At 56.7% G+C, this 14,778-nt stretch carries 12 protein-coding genes, 1 tRNA gene and 1 pseudogene; 7 read left to right on the top strand and 7 right to left on the bottom strand.

Features of this window, described 5'->3' with window-relative positions:
* The 3 genes from acs to FGD77_RS01295 all read right to left on the bottom strand — a co-directional run.
* A partial coding sequence (gene acs, locus FGD77_RS01285) for an acetate--CoA ligase (protein WP_255005709.1) occupies window positions 1-1,884 on the bottom strand: 1,884 nt, incomplete at its 3' end.
* A 329-nt stretch (window positions 1,885-2,213) separates the two neighbouring features.
* The gene (locus FGD77_RS01290) at window positions 2,214-2,972 is read right to left on the bottom strand and encodes a hypothetical protein (RefSeq protein WP_255005710.1); all 759 of its coding nucleotides are present in this window, start codon (window positions 2,970-2,972) and stop codon (window positions 2,214-2,216) included.
* Window positions 2,973-3,353: 381 nt separating this feature from the next.
* Window positions 3,354-3,668 carry a hypothetical protein gene (locus FGD77_RS01295; RefSeq protein ID WP_255005711.1) on the bottom strand — a complete coding sequence of 105 codons (315 nt, stop codon included), beginning with the start codon at window positions 3,666-3,668 and terminating at the stop codon, window positions 3,354-3,356.
* A gap of 599 nt (window positions 3,669-4,267) precedes the next feature.
* Between FGD77_RS01295 and FGD77_RS01300 the strand changes: the two genes are divergently transcribed.
* Both FGD77_RS01300 and FGD77_RS01305 read left to right on the top strand, forming a co-directional pair.
* A tRNA-Arg gene (locus FGD77_RS01300) sits at window positions 4,268-4,344 on the top strand.
* Window positions 4,345-4,809: 465 nt separating this feature from the next.
* Window positions 4,810-6,057 carry an IS256 family transposase gene (locus tag FGD77_RS01305; protein WP_255005891.1) on the top strand — a complete coding sequence of 416 codons (1,248 nt, stop codon included), beginning with the start codon at window positions 4,810-4,812 and terminating at the stop codon, window positions 6,055-6,057.
* On the opposite strand, the gene FGD77_RS01310 is transcribed toward FGD77_RS01305, so the two are convergent.
* A complete protein-coding gene (locus FGD77_RS01310) occupies window positions 6,014-6,310 on the bottom strand; it encodes a hypothetical protein (protein WP_255005713.1) in 297 nt (98 codons plus the stop codon). The two genes, FGD77_RS01305 and FGD77_RS01310, sit on opposite strands and share 44 nt — an antisense overlap.
* 154 nt (window positions 6,311-6,464) lie before the next feature.
* Window positions 6,465-6,869: pseudogene (locus FGD77_RS01315) on the bottom strand (ATP-binding protein); the annotation flags it as partial.
* A 116-nt stretch (window positions 6,870-6,985) separates the two neighbouring features.
* On the opposite strand from FGD77_RS01315, the gene FGD77_RS01320 reads away from it, so the two are divergent.
* Genes FGD77_RS01320 through FGD77_RS01340 form a run of 5 tightly spaced genes read left to right on the top strand, consistent with a single transcriptional unit; the run spans window position 6,986 to window position 12,602 of the window.
* Window positions 6,986-8,446, top strand: a complete 1,461-nt coding sequence (locus FGD77_RS01320; protein ID WP_255005714.1) for a UbiA family prenyltransferase — start codon at window positions 6,986-6,988, stop codon at window positions 8,444-8,446.
* Entirely contained in the window at window positions 8,443-8,865 is a 423-nt protein-coding gene (locus FGD77_RS01325) for a GtrA family protein (protein WP_255005715.1), read from the top strand. Before FGD77_RS01320 ends, FGD77_RS01325 begins: the two co-directional genes overlap by 4 nt.
* Window positions 8,862-10,184, top strand: coding sequence for an FAD-binding oxidoreductase (locus FGD77_RS01330; RefSeq protein ID WP_255005716.1), 1,323 nt, complete (start codon window positions 8,862-8,864; stop codon window positions 10,182-10,184). The genes FGD77_RS01325 and FGD77_RS01330 overlap by 4 nt, the downstream gene beginning before the upstream one ends.
* Entirely contained in the window at window positions 10,181-10,918 is a 738-nt protein-coding gene (locus FGD77_RS01335; protein ID WP_255005717.1) for an SDR family oxidoreductase, read from the top strand. Before FGD77_RS01330 ends, FGD77_RS01335 begins: the two co-directional genes overlap by 4 nt.
* A 40-nt stretch (window positions 10,919-10,958) precedes the next feature.
* Window positions 10,959-12,602 (top strand): hypothetical protein, encoded by a 1,644-nt coding sequence (locus FGD77_RS01340; protein ID WP_255005718.1) that lies wholly within the window; start codon window positions 10,959-10,961, stop codon window positions 12,600-12,602.
* 91 nt (window positions 12,603-12,693) lie between these two features.
* Here the strand turns inward: FGD77_RS01340 and FGD77_RS01345 are convergent, their stop codons facing one another.
* Window positions 12,694-14,064 (bottom strand): IS5 family transposase, encoded by a 1,371-nt coding sequence (locus FGD77_RS01345; RefSeq protein WP_255005719.1) that lies wholly within the window; start codon window positions 14,062-14,064, stop codon window positions 12,694-12,696.
* An 89-nt stretch (window positions 14,065-14,153) separates the two neighbouring features.
* Window positions 14,154-14,654, bottom strand: coding sequence for a transposase (locus tag FGD77_RS01350; RefSeq protein ID WP_255005722.1), 501 nt, complete (start codon window positions 14,652-14,654; stop codon window positions 14,154-14,156).
* Window positions 14,655-14,778 lie beyond the last annotated feature (124 nt).

A 14,778-nucleotide genomic window follows, 5' to 3' on the forward strand; every position in this document is an offset into this window, starting at 1 on the left:
ATCGCCGAGAGATCCGAAATCATCCTCGGCGATCTTGCGCAGGATGCGGCGCATGATCTTGCCCGAACGGGTCTTGGGCAGGCCCGGCGCCCATTGGATCAGGTCGGGTTTGGCGATCGGTCCGATTTCACGGCGCACCCATGTTTCCAGTTCCTTGCGCAATTCTTCTGTCGGCTCGATATCTTTCATCAGGGTGACATACGCATAGATGCCCTGTCCCTTGATCGGGTGCGGATAGCCCACGACGGCAGCCTCGCTGACGGCTTCGTGGGCGACCAGTGCGCTTTCGACCTCGGCGGTGCCCATCCGGTGACCCGAGACGTTGATGACGTCATCGACCCGCCCGGTGATCCAGTAATAACCGTCCGCATCGCGACGGCAGCCGTCGCCGGTGAAGTAATAGCCTTTGTATTGCTGGAAATAGGTGTCCATGAACCGTTGGTGATCGCCATAGATGGTGCGCATCTGCCCCGGCCAGCTGGATTGGATGCACAGCACGCCCTCGGCCTCGGTGTCGTCGATCCGCTTGCCGGTTTCAGGCTCCAGAATGACCGGCTGGACCCCGAAGAACGGCAGCGTTGCACTGCCCGGTTTGGTCGCGGTGGCGCCGGGAAGCGGCGTCAGCAGATGACCGCCCGTTTCGGTCTGCCACCATGTGTCGACAATGGGGCATTTTCCTTTGCCGACAACATCGTTGTACCAGTTCCAGGCCTCGGGGTTGATCGGCTCGCCGACCGTGCCCAAAACCTTGAGGGCGCTCAGATCGTAGGGGTCGACAAATTCCGACCCCTTGCCCATCAGGGCGCGGATCGCGGTCGGGGCGGTGTAGAACTGGTTGACCTTGTGCCTTTCGCAAACCTGCCAGAACCGCCCGGCATCGGGATAGGTCGGCACGCCTTCGAACATCACCGTGGTCGCGCCGTTGGCAAGGGGGCCATAAACGATATAGCTGTGCCCCGTCACCCAGCCCACATCCGCAGTACACCAGAAGACATCGCCGTCGTGATAGTCGAACACGTATTTGTGCGTCAGGGCGGCAAAGGTCAGATAGCCGCCGGTTGTATGAACGACGCCTTTCGGCTGACCGGTGGAGCCGCTGGTATAAAGGATGAACAGCGGATCTTCGGCACCCATTTCCTCGGGGGGGCAGTCCTGCGCCACCTTGTCCTGCATTTCGTGCAGCCAGAAATCCAGACCATCGCGCCATGCGATCTGTTGCCCGGTGCGCTTGACCACCAGACATTTGGTGTCTGCAATCACGTTGATCAGCGCCTGGTTCACGTTGTCCTTGAGCTTTGTGACGCGTCCGCCGCGCGGCGCACCATCAGCGGTCACGACAACCTTTGCATTGCACCCGGCGATCCGTGCCGACAGCGCATCGGGTGAAAAGCCTGCAAAAACGATCGAATGAATCGCCCCGATCCGCGCGCAGGCCAGCATCGCATAGGCCGCCTCGGGGATCATTGGCAGATACAGCACCACGCGATCGCCCTTGCCGACGCCCATTTCCTTCAGCACGTTTGCAAACTTGCAGACATGCGCGTGAAGCTGGCGGTAGGTGATGTGCTGCGCCTCGTCGGTCGCCTCGTCCGGCTCCCAGATGATGGCGGTCTGATCCGCGCGGTCGTTGAGGTGCCGGTCTATGCAATTGGCCGCGACGTTCAGCGTTCCATCGGCAAACCAATTGATCGCAACCTTGCCATATTCAAAGCTGCAGTTGCTGACCTGGGTGTAGGGTTTGATCCAGTCCAGCGTCTTGCCTTGCTCGCCCCAGAAGGCATCGGGATCGGCGACGCTGTGTGCGTAGGTCTCATTATAAGTAGGGAGATCAATGTGGGCATGTGCTGCGAACGCTTTATCGGGATGGTAAGCAGTATCGCTCATGCATCTCTCCTCAAGTGAATGTGAACGGGTGACGTGAGGGTAATCGTACTATGGCTTGCCGCGTCGCAGAAGGATTATTCTGCAATCGCGCATCGGTTTTGTAATAATATTTGCCGTCAGAAGACAGTATTGTAAATAAATTATCAAGCCGTCTCAGGGGTAGATGCGCAGGTTTTACATGCGCCTGATGTCTGCTTTTACGCAGTTGACAAAAGGCACGGGGGCTGTTTCCGGGCCTCCGGCGGTTTGTGCAAAGCCGCGCGGCGGGCATAAAAAAAAGCCGCCTTGCGGCGGCTTCTCGATTTGCTGGCGTTTGGTCTTTGAACGTATCAGGTCGTTAAAACGTCCGTAGCCGCCGCGTGCCTGGGGATCGCGCGTACCGCGACAAAGATCCCCATCGCCGCCAGAAGCATCAACAGGGATGCCGGCAGCGGTACCGGAGTCAAACCGCCGCGTCGCTCCAGAGCTTCAAAGTCGTGCCCCCAAATCAGAGCGCCCAAAAATCCGTTTCCCTCCAAGCCGCTGAAGTCAATCAGCAGGTTCGTGAATGCTGCCTCGCCGACCGAACCATTTCTGATCTGGGTAAGGCCAGAGTATGTGACGTTCACGATGCCGTTCAAGGCATCACCGCCTTGGGAGATGTGAAATGGGACCCCGCCGCCATAGGGGGCGGACGTATTCCTTCCATCCCGCCCAGGATGGGCGTTGGTATTTCCAAAGGGCCTGGTGGGCGCCAGACTCAGTTCAATCGATTGCACCCGCTTGTTGGCCTGCATCTCGAAGCCCCACCGCTCAAAATCCAGTGACGTGTCCGAACTGGCATAGTCGGTGGCTGCTCTTCGCGGATTGCGGCGGCCGCCCGCCTGATTCAAGCTTCCGGTTGTGCCGTCCGTGTAGACCACTTGGATCAACGAACCGACAAGATCGGTTGTATATCTCGAGGTGTCGGGCCGGGTCCCTTCGGGGCGCGGATTGGTAAGGGCCATGTCGTGATTGACAATGACCGTGGCGGCCTGCGCCGGAGTGACACCAAAAGACGCTACAGTAGCTGTTGCTACACAAATAACCGTCGCAAAGACAAAACGCATATTTACCACTCGCACAAATAAAAGGCATACTAAACACTACTGCTACGGCTGCGATGTTAGCCAAACTCCGCCGATAATGCCATAGCCTAAAATTTTACTTGCTAATCGAAAAAAGCCGTCAGGCCCAGGGCGGAAGCGAAGGTTTTGCTGAAGGAGATATCCGACAGAGATTTGTTCTTGACGAATTATCATTTATCTACAGAGTGTTGACCTTTTTTCTGGGATTGTTCTGCGTACCGTGTGGCTTGGGCATCTTGCGGTTCAGGGGGAACGCCATGTTTCAACACTGTTACGAAGAGTGAGGGTGCAGGTCTCTCAGTCATGTTGGTTTGAGCTTTGATTCCCTTCATCCGGCTTGTGGCCGTTGGCTTGCAGAGCCGTTCAATTATCTTTCCGTCCTTCGCTTATCAAAGTTGGCAAAACGGCTACATGACGGGACAGGCGCGCTGCGCAGGTGCAGGAAATCGGCAAATGGCGCGGCATATGCAGCGGCAGGGCCATCACCGTAGCCTTCCCAGACGCCGCCCTGCAATTTCCCGTCGCCTCGTTCACCACTTCGTTCGCCTTCTTCAATTGCCCGGCGAACCCCTCCAGGGCGGTTCGGGTCATGTCGATCCGGCCTTCGTGCCGGTCAGTTTCCCAGATCATCACCTCCGCGAAGGTCCGATGGATGTCTATTGCGATCACGCGTCGCATGCACGCTCCTCCCTTGTCAGTGACAAAAACGGGAGCGGCGGGCGACGCGACACCTACGGATTCACGCTCTCGGCGCAACGGAGCGTGTCGGGGCGGCCAGCTACTAACTCGAGCTCTCGGCTCATGCTATAGGAACGGCCTGCCCGCACCATATACCCTAATCCGGGGGTCGGGGCCGGACATTGGCACCGGGATCTGCATTCCGGTTACCAACGCCATCGAGAGCCTGGACCGTGTAATCTGGAAATCGATCAAGACGCGCGGCTCAGTCCCGACCGAGGAAGCCGCGACCAAGCTGATCTATCTGGCGATCCGCAACTTTGAGAAAGCCCGCAGAAAGCTCCGACAATGGCCTCTCGGCGATTGCGAGCCAGATCAAAGATCTCCTACCGTGGAACTACGCCAAATATGTGGGATCGGCGAATCGACAACAAAATTCTCGCCCCTTTCTGACTTTAGGGGCGAGAAGCCGGTTGATTTCATTTGCCAAAACCTGGAAAAAGAACCATAGCTTTCATAAGCGAACATGGCCCCCCGAGGATCAAACGCTCCGACCGGGTCGAGAGCGGATCTGAATACCAAGTATAGGCACGAACACCGCCCGCGTAATTCAACTGGATAGAATATCCGACTTCTAATCGGACTGTTGGGGGTTCGAGTCCTCCCGCGGGCACCATTTCGGGGCTGTCGAGATGCCAATGCACCATAAGCTTGCACGATTTGGCGTTTTTCATGCACACCCCCTGTCAAGAGACTTGGGGTGCTGTGGCGAAGGTTTCTTCTAGCACACAGGGATAGAACGGTATTTCAGCATAACTCGTGGCTAGCGGTCACTTTCCTTCCTGAGATTTCAGGAGTGCCACAACCGGCTCAACAGCGTTGCGAAGATAGACTGGTCCGACATCCAAGCCGTTCGGGCGGAACGGCTGGACCCCCTCGCTCTGCAGAACGGCCCGAATCGTGTTCAAATGCGCACCGGTTTCGGCCGACAGCATCGATGGTGTCGTGTAGTTGGCCTCAAACGCAGCGATGTCGTCGGAGCTATGGGTGAATCTGGTGTTTGGGTGATTTGAAAGCTGGCGGTGCATCTGGTTGGATTGTCGTTGTGACACAACCTTCCAACTATTTAGGACGCACCACCATGGAAGAAGATAACATCGTCGAATTCGCCGGTCGAGACGCGGTTTCCGATCCGCTGACCGACCTGCTGCGCAAGAGCGCGCGGCAGTTGCTGCAATCAGCTGTGGAGGCCGAGCTCGAAGGCTTCCTCGCCCAATTCCAGGACGAACGCACACTGGAGGGCCGCGCTGCCGTCGTGCGCAATGGCCATCATCCCGAACGTGCCGTGCAGACCGGGATCGGCCCCGTGACGGTTCAGGTGCCGAAAGTGCGCTCGAAGACAGGCAGGCCGGTCACATTCCACTCCGCTTTGGTGCCGCCCTATGTTCGAAAGGCCAAATCCATCGAGGCTGCGCTGCCCTGGCTCTACCTGAAGGGCATTTCTACCGGGGAAATGGGTGCGGCGCTGAAGGCACTCGTGGGGCCTGACGCGACCGGCTTCTCGGCCAACACGGTATCACGGCTCAAGGCGAAATGGGCGGCGGAGTATACCGACTGGCGCAAGGTTGATCTGAGCCGCGATGACTGGGTCTACATCTGGGCCGATGGCATCTATAGTGGGCTGCGCGGCACCGACGACCGTCTGTGCGCGCTTGTCGTCATTGGCGTAAACGCCCGGGGAGAGAAGAAATTCCTCGCAATCGACGACGGCGTGCGCGAATCCACCCAGAGTTGGCGCGAGGTCCTGCTCGCTCTCAAGAGCCGTGGCCTCACCGCGCCTAAACTGGCGATCGGAGACGGCGCGATGGGGTTCTGGGCTGCACTGGAGGAAATCTTCCCCACAACGCGGCAGCAGCGATGCTGGGTCCACAAGTCCGCCAACGTTCTGAACTACCTGCCCAAGCTGTCTCAACCGAAGGCCAGAAAAATGCTCCATGACATCTGGAAAGCCGAAACCCGCGCCGACGCTGTGAAGGGGTTCGACCTGTTCATCGCAACCTTTGACGCAAAATATCCCAAGGCCGCCGAATGTCTGGAGCGAGACAGGAACGAGTTGCTGACTTTCTACGGCTTTCCCGCCCAGCACTGGCAGAGTATCCGAACCTCCAATCCAATTGAAAGCGCGTTTGCCACGATCCGCCACCGCACCAAACGGACGAAGGGCTGCCTGAGCCGTGACGGCATGTTGCATATGATGTTCAAACTCGCCTGCTGCGCAGAGGAAAGCTGGCGTCGGCTCCGAGGCTTTGCCCACCTTGCTGACGTCATCCAAGGCGTCGATTTCGTCAACGGCACCAGGCCAGCAGAACCAGATCAAGCCGCCGCATGAAAATCCTCAAACACCAGATTTGACAAAAGCTCATGTCGTCGCGGCTCATGCGCCATTCCCGACGCTTAGTCGTAGGATTCAAAACCAACATCGCAGGCGTGTCACCACCTTCGATCAGAGCCAGGAATTGACCTTTCCCCCGAATACCCGCCGACCGAGCGAAGGCCGCTGCTGTCATCTCTCCTTGGTTGGTCGATGGCTTGCGCTTCGGCGCGACCTTCGCCTTGAACGCAGCAACTTCAGTGATTTCCACCACAAGCCCGTGGTAACCGGACACATCAGGACGCTGACCAAGGCGCAGAGAACCCGTCCGGATGGCCGCAATGATCTCGCCTGTTGATTGTCACTGAGAACTGACCCGGCATTGTCACCGAGACTTGACCCACCCAGCTGTTATGTTCTTTGCGTCATGATGGCGTCAATACTGCTGTCTCCTTTCGTTTCTTTTTCGCTGTTTCGGAGCTGGCCTTGAACCGATAGCTGTCATTGCCGGTCTCCAGGATGTGGCAGCGGTGGGTAAGGCGGTCGAGTAGCGCGGTGGTCATTTTCGCATCGCCGAACACGCTGGCCCATTCGCTGAAGCTCAAGTTCGTAGTGATGACGACGCTGGTGCGCTCGTAGAGTTTACTGAGAAGGTGGAACAACAACGCGCCTCCCGAAGCACTGAACGGCAGATATCCCAGCTCATCCAGGATCACCAAGTCGGTTTTCACCAGCGCCTCAGCGATCTTCCCCGCCTTGCCTTGGGCCTTTTCCTGCTCCAGCGCATTGACCAACTCAACCGTCGAGAAGAAGCGGACGCGTTTACGGTGACTCGGGGACGCCACCCAAACCTGTCCAGAAAAGCCGGACCACTTCACGGAGCCGGGGGGGCCGTTGCAAAGCGCTATCGATATATTTACTTGGTCTGCCTATAGGGTATAACTCAGTGAAATCTCATTGGGCTGAAAAATTGAACAACAAATCAATTGAAATCGGCGTTCTTACCGTCGATCTTGACGGTACTCTGCTGCGGTCGGATATGCTGTTTGAGAGCTTCTGGTCAGCTGTAGGCCGTGACTGGCGCAGTCCGTTGCGAGCGGTTGCAAACTTGATCAGGGGTAAAGCTGCTTTAAAGGAGTACTTGTCCCAAGTCGCTGATATCGACGTCGCCACACTGCCTTATGACGCCGGGGTGATCGAGCGGATTCAGGAATGGCGCGCTCGTGGCGGACGCACTGCACTTGTCACCGCAACCGATCAGAAGATCGCGGATCGAATAGCTGAACACCTCCAGTTGTTCGACGAGGTGCATGGCTCTGATGGTACGACAAATTTGAAAGGAACTGCCAAGGCCAAGTTTCTGACGGATCGATTTGGGGCGCAGGGTTTTGTCTATATGGGCGATTCTTCGGCGGATCTACCGGTTTGGAAGGCTGCTGGACATGCAATCCCGGTAAATGCTTCCGTTGCATTGCGCGCGCAGGTTGATCGACTGGGCGTTCCAGTCGATCCGCTGATGACATTGTCGCCGACTTTGTCGCCTTATCTAAAGGCACTCCGGCCGCATCAATGGCTTAAGAATGTCCTCGTCTTTCTGCCGGTTCTGGCGGCTCATCAATTGACTGGGGCGGCTCTTTTTCAGAGCCTGCTGGCCTTTATCGCCTTCTCTTTGGTGGCATCCAGCGTCTATGTACTCAACGATCTGCTCGATCTGAAGATGGATCGGGCGCATCCACGTAAGCGTAACCGCCCCTTTGCTTCGGGTAGCATCCCAATTGCTCATGGCACTTGGATGGCTAGCGGGATTTTGGTTTGCGGAATTGCCCTGTCTCTGCTTCTGGGCAAGGAATTTGGGTTGGCGATGCTGGCCTACTATTTGATAACATTTGCCTATTCTGTAAATCTCAAGCGCCGTGCAATCGTTGACATCTGTGTGCTGGCCGGACTTTATACTCTCCGGATAGTGGCGGGAGGCGCTGCGGCGGGCATTCCGTTGTCGGTTTGGCTGCTGGCTTTCTCGACTTTTTTCTTCTTTGCTCTGGCGGCGGTTAAGCGGCAAGCTGAGCTAGTGGATATGGCGGAACGTGGAAAGCTGGATGCGAGCGGACGTGGCTACCATGTCGACGACCTGCCGATCATCTCAATGATGGCCATCGGGTCGGGCTATGTCTCGGTTTTGATCATGGCACTTTACGTAAATTCTCCGGCTGTCGTTGAACTCTACTCAGCACCAGCAGTACTTTGGGGTATCTGCTTCGTTTTGCTGTATTGGATCAGCCGTATCGTCATGCTAACCCACCGCGGCCATATGCATGATGATCCGGTCATATTTGCGGCCAAAGACAAGATTAGCCTGCTTTGTCTGCTGGTTATTCTCACTTTTGCAATTGCGGGGGCGGTGGTGTGAAACTTCGGACATTGGTGCTTCGCTACGCAGCTTTTGCGTTGCTGGCAACAGTAGCCAATCTCGCAGCCCAACGACTGGTCTTGGCAGGCGGTGGCACACCCTCATGGTTCATCGCGGCAATTGGTATTGGTACGATTGTCGGTCTGGTCGTCAAATATGCGTTGGATAAACGCTGGATCTTCGATGACCGCAGTACCGGAGTGAAGGCGCATGGCAAAAAGTTCTCACTATACACGGCTATGGGTTTGATAACGACTGGGATTTTCTGGGGAACGGAAACGGCCTTCTGGCTGGTTTGGCAGACCGACCTGATGCGCGAACTGGGTGCGGTTCTGGGGCTCTCGGTTGGGTATGTCGTTAAATATAATCTTGACCGCCGTTTCGTCTTTGCCGGTGCAAAATTGGAGCCGTCAACATGAAGCTGTCCGGCTGGGGTCGTTTTCCAACCTACGAAGCCCGGTTTTCGGCACCTCGAACAGAAGACAGCTTGCGCGAAAGGGTTGCAGAGGGAAGAGTCATCGCTCGCGGCAACGGGAGAGCTTACGGCGATTCCGCTGTAAGTATCAGCAATACCGTGCACATGGGGCGGTTCAACCGAATGATCTCTTTCGATGGAGAAACCGGTCAGTTGGTGGCAGAGGCGGGGGTGCTGGCCGGCGACATCATCTCCAGTTTTTTGCTGAGAGGTTGGTTTTTGCCGGTTACACCGGGGACAAAATTCGTGACGCTGGGCGGGATGATCGCGGCCGATGTACATGGCAAGAACCACCATTGCGATGGTGGTTTTGGCAATTTTACAGACTGGGTCGACGTGATGGGGCCGGATGGGGCGATCATCCGCTGTTCACGCGAAGAGAATACCAACCTTTTTTGCTGGACGCTGGGGGGTATGGGGCTGACCGGAGTGATTGTCCGGGCAGCTGTTCGACTGCGCCCGGTGGAGTCCGGCTGGATACGCCAGAAAATGGTACCGACAGCAAATTTGGGTGAAACCATCGACGCTTTTGAGGCGGCTCAGGATTCGACCTATTCCGTGGCATGGATCGACTGCCTGAGCAAAGGGGATCGGCTTGGACGATCACTGATCATGTTTGGTGAACATGCAACCGTTGATGAACTGGATGAAAGCCGCAAATCAAACCCTTTCAAATGTATTCCAAAGCGCAAGCTTTCCATGCCGCTATCGCCGCCTGCCGCGCTGATGAACGGCACATTCGTGCGGGTATTCAACGCGCTGTATTATCGGAACGGCTTGCGAAAAGCGGGTGAAGGACTGGTTGACTGGGATAGCTATTTTTATCCTCTCGACGCAATTCTGAACTGGAATCGGATCTATGGTCGGAAGGGCTTTGCCCAGTTTCAATGCGTTCTACCGCTAGAGACGTCGCATTTGGGACTGCAAGCACTTCTAGAGGCAATTTCAGCGGCAGGTGCCGGGTCGTTTCTGGCAGTGCTCAAGCGTTTGGGCGAACAGTCGAGCCGGTTCTCGTTCCCGATGCCTGGCTATACGCTGGCACTCGATTTTCCCATGAGTTCCCAAACGCTGCAACTGATGGAACAATTGGATGAGATTACACTGGAGCATGGAGGGAGGTTTTACCTCGCAAAGGACAGTCGGATGAGCGCCGAAACACTTTGGCAATCAGATACAAGAACAGAAGGTTTTGTGCAGATGCGGGATGATATGGGACTACGGACGATCTTCACGTCGGAACAATCGCAAAGGTTGCAGTTATGAAAACCCATGCGGTTCTCATCATCGGGGCGCGTTCCGAGATGGCCTTGGCAATTGCGCATGCCTTTGCGGCGGCAGGCCATCCGATCCAGATGGCGGCCCGGGACGCAGTAAGCCTTGTGCCGGAGCGGGATGACATCGCGCTTCGCCACGCTGTCGACGTCACGCTGCACGATTTTGACGCGCTGGAAATCGAGACGCATGCCACTTTCGTGGATGGGCTGCCTGGCCTGCCAGAAATTGCTATATGCGCTGTCGGGCTTATGGGTGAGCAATCGGAAAATGAGCGAAATATGGACGCCGCAGTTCGTGTCCTGCGATCGAATTTTGAAGGGCCTGCCTTAATCCTTGCGGAGCTAGCCAACCGGTTCGAGGCCCGTGGGTCAGGCGTGCTTGTAGGTATTAGTTCCGTTGCGGGGGATCGTGGCCGAGCAACGAATTATGTCTATGGTTCTGCCAAAGCTGGTTTCACGGCGTTTCTGTCAGGGTTGCGCAACCGGCTGGCAGCCAAGGGAGTGCATGTTGTTACCGTGCTGCCGGGGTTTGTCGCCACAAAGATGACCGAAGGTATGGATCTGCCCGAAAAGCTAACGGCTGCGCCGCAGGAGGTGGCTGTGGCAATCATGCAAGCGGTTACTAAAGGCAGGAATGTGATCTATGTCCGTTCTATCTGGAGGCTGGTGATGCTGGTGATCCGCAATATACCCGAGTGGTTGTTTAAAAAATTAAAGATTTAATGTGCCTCGTTGTAGCATAACGAAGATAGAGATTAGTTGAATGAGCCGGTTTCTTTTTGTTCTTTACGCGACCGTGATTACTCTTATGCCTGCGGTCTTTCTGTTGCCAGAATTTGGTACGGAGGCGGCGTTCTTCTTCCTGACAGGAGACGCCTATCTTTATCTGGGGATCGCCGAAAGTTCGACAGAAGCGTTCTTCAGCTTTGACGGCGAGACGCCAACAAATGGTTTTCATCCTCTCTGGCAGAGTTATGTCTGGCTGGTGGCTCGGGTAACATCTGATCCGATGGTCCTGATGAACGTGGCGGCGTGGTCCGCTATCGGCCTTACGCTTGTCGGTGTTTTGTTACTCGGGGCGGCTGTCGCACGTGCGACGGAATCATGGCTGCTGGCCGGGCTAGTGTCACCAGGGGTCTATTACCTCGTTGTCGGGCAGGGCCTGCAGAACCTCTCGGCCTGGAGCTTCTTTTCAGGTATGGAAGCGGGGTTGGCGTTGGCGCTGACGGGCCTGACAGCTTATCTGGTCGTCGGTTTTAAGCCGGACGAGCGGCGTATAGGGGCCTGGCTGGCGCTTGGGGTGACGCTTGGTCTGCTTATGCTGACCCGGCTTGACGATGTTTTCGTAGCTCCGGCCATCGGTTTGTGCTGGCTGTTTTGGTCTCCTGGGCAGTTTTGGCGCAGGGTGCCGTCGGTACTGTTGCTCGGTTTACCACCCGCCATCTTTCTTGGACTCTACTGGGCGTATAATTTCAACTATATCGGCACATTGATGCCGGTCAGTGGAGCGGCGAAGGGCGAGGGAGCTCTATGGTCGAATGGCTGGGTCACACTGGTGACCTTCTTTGCGCCGCTAATCGACCTACGGGCAGTCCTGACAAATTATGTGGGTGATCACCATGCTCTTTTCGGTGGTGGTTTCCGCGTCGCCGAACTGGTTTTTCCCGCCATTGCAGCCGGCTTTTTCATCTTGTTGGTTCGGTGCCATTTTCGCGATCAACCCTGGGCACCGTTCATCGCTGGAATGTGTGCGGCAATTATGGTCAAGGCCGGTTATAGCTTCACCATGGTCAATTACTGGCACCAAGCGCCTTGGTATTTCTCATTCGCTTTTGGTACGCTCAGCTTCGTGACCGCTCTTGTGCTGACACCTGCAGTCACCCACTGGCGCAGACAGGCCCCTGTTGCGCATAACATGGTCGTGACTCTGGTAATTCTGGTTTGTTTTCTGCAGGCGAGCCAAGAGTATCTGCGCATCTACACCTCACAAGGCGCTCTGGATCGCATGGCCTTCTGGGACGCGCGTGCGGAAACAGAAGCGGCACTTGAAGCTGGGGCACCGGGTTCGAAGGTGCTGGAGTTCGGCGACGGCATGATCAACTTCACGTTGGAGCGACCGGTCCGCCACGGATTTGTTTTTGCCGGAGACCCCGATAGTCTGAAAGCACTGCAAAATGGTAGTTTGCTCAGCAAGTCATACGATGACAACTATAAAATACTGTCTTCATACGAATACCTAAGCTGGCATGATGCATCGACAGAGCGCAGTTCAGACGAGATTCGCGCCTTGTTGGCAGGGTCCAGCATCGACAGTCGGGTCAAAGCTGAGCTGGATGACTTCGAATTCGAAATCATCCATATATACGAGCCGCTATCCATCCCTTTCATAAGATTATCGAGACGGTAGAAGCATTCGCATGCCCGCCTTACTGTTCGCAAATTGCTTAAAGTGGTGTGCCCCCGGGCGTGGTGTAATTCGTCCGTCCTGAACATCGCCATCAGGTTGCCAGTTTGCCGCCCTGACCTCTTCGATCACGTGCCATTTCCGCGTGAACGATCATGCATGCTTGGCAGATCAGCCAAATCAGTTGAGACAAAAGGACCCTAAGGTGCCTGAGGATCATGCGAATGTTGTGACCACAGCCGCAAAGGACGGCGAAGAGGGCATCTCCGGCGGTTCCCTTCAAGGGGCTTCGCGTCAGGCGTCCGTCGTTCTTCATGTGGCCGATCATCGGTTCGATTGCGCTTCGCCGTCGCAGGAGCCTGGCGATGGTTCGGGTTACGCCACGCTTGGCACCGCTGAGGAAGACCTTCACATTCTCGACGCCGTGGCCACGGTATCCGCGATCGACAAAGGCCATCTCGGGCCGCTGGTCGGTCAGGATTTCGACCTGCTCCAAGGCCTCGCTCAGCGTTTGGCCATCGTAGGGATTCCCCGGCAGCGCCCGCATCCCGACCACGAAACCACCTCGGTTGGTCGTGGCCACGCTGACTTTGGTGCCGAACTCGTAGCGTTTGTGCGCCTTGCCCTTCGATATGCAGTCCACCTCAGGTTCGTGCAGGCTGTAGAGCTTTTTCTTGTCCTTCGGTTTCTGTGCCAGCAGCCGGCTCACCAGCACGATCATCTCCACCAGGCGGAGCTTCAACGCGCCCTCCGGGACCTTGCCCAATTGCCGCTCGATGTCGCGCAGCACGCGGCCGGTGTAGCCCTTGAGCCGGCGCAGCGCCTTGCGCATCCGCTTGAACTGGCGGGCATGGGCATAGCGTCCGACCTGACCGGCCAGGCGGGGTGCAAGGCGGTTGTAGTTCTGGCGCAGGCCGATCCCGGCCTCACGGGCCAGCCCGACCAGCTTGCGCCGGGCGGTTTCATACAGCCGCGCATCCGTCGGGTGTGCGATGTTCTTTTCCATCACCGTGGTATCCACCGTAACCCTCTTGAGGTCATCGCTCTTCACCGCCCCGGCGCGTTTCCCGGCCTCGATCGTCTGGGTCAGCAGCCACTCGACACCTTCCTCGCCGATCCGTTTGCGCCACCGGGTCAGCGACGACGGGTCGATTGGCAGGCGGTGCTGAAAGAACGTCTCGCCGCAGAAATGCTGCCAATACGGGTTTTCGGCCCACCGGGCCACGACCGCCTCGTCCGAGAGCGCGAAGGCATGCTGGAGGTAGCACAACCCCGCAACCAGCCGCGGCGGCGTCGCCGCCGGGCGGCCGGTATGGGACGGAAAGAACCCGGCCCATTCCCGCTCGAAGATGTCCCAGTCAATCAGGGCGGCCAGCTTCACCAGCTCATGGCGCATGTCGATCATCTCGACCAATCGGGCGCGCAGAAGATCGTCTTGTTCCGGGGGCGGTTTTCGCGGCTTCATATCACGGCTCATAATTGCAGAGTTTCTGCCCACACAATACCAAACCCTGCACTTATGACTCAACAAAATCGACCTGTTTCCCAGCAAAATCAGATGTCTGGAAGTTGTTCAGATTGGACTAATTCCGACGGTAGCGCAGGCTGAGTGTAACCTGACGTTGTCACGCGGCTGACGAGATCGGCGGAAACCTTCAGACCGTAAACCTCTTCCAAATGGGCGCGAATGTCGCGGGTCGATAAACCCGCCGCGTAGAGCCCGATGATCTTGTCGTCCATCCCGTCGATCCGGGTCTGGCCCTTCTTGATCAACGCTGGTTCAAAACTGCCTGCGCGGTCGCGCGGGTCATCAATTGGCAGGGCCCCATCATTGCCCTTCACCGTCTTGCGCGCACTTCCATTGCGGCGGTTGCCTTGTTCGATCACTGGGGCTTCGCCAGGCTCGTAGCCCAGATGCTTAGTCAGTTCTGCTCCCAGCATCCGCTCCATCAGACGCACCTTCAGCTCCTTCATCAGGCCCTGATCGCCCAGCAAATCGTCTGCGTTCTCAACGCCGCTCAACAGTTCGTTCAAAACTCCCTTGGAAATCGTCATTGTCGTCATGCTCCTTCGTTGGCGAAGCATGGGCCAAATTATTCATACACAGAAGGTCGGACGCTCTCCACGTCCTGAGACTCTACCAGAAGTGGCAACTGCCGGACCCTTTCAGATCGTCAAG

The organism is Roseovarius sp. M141 (assembly GCF_024355225.1).
Lineage (GTDB): Bacteria > Pseudomonadota > Alphaproteobacteria > Rhodobacterales > Rhodobacteraceae > Roseovarius.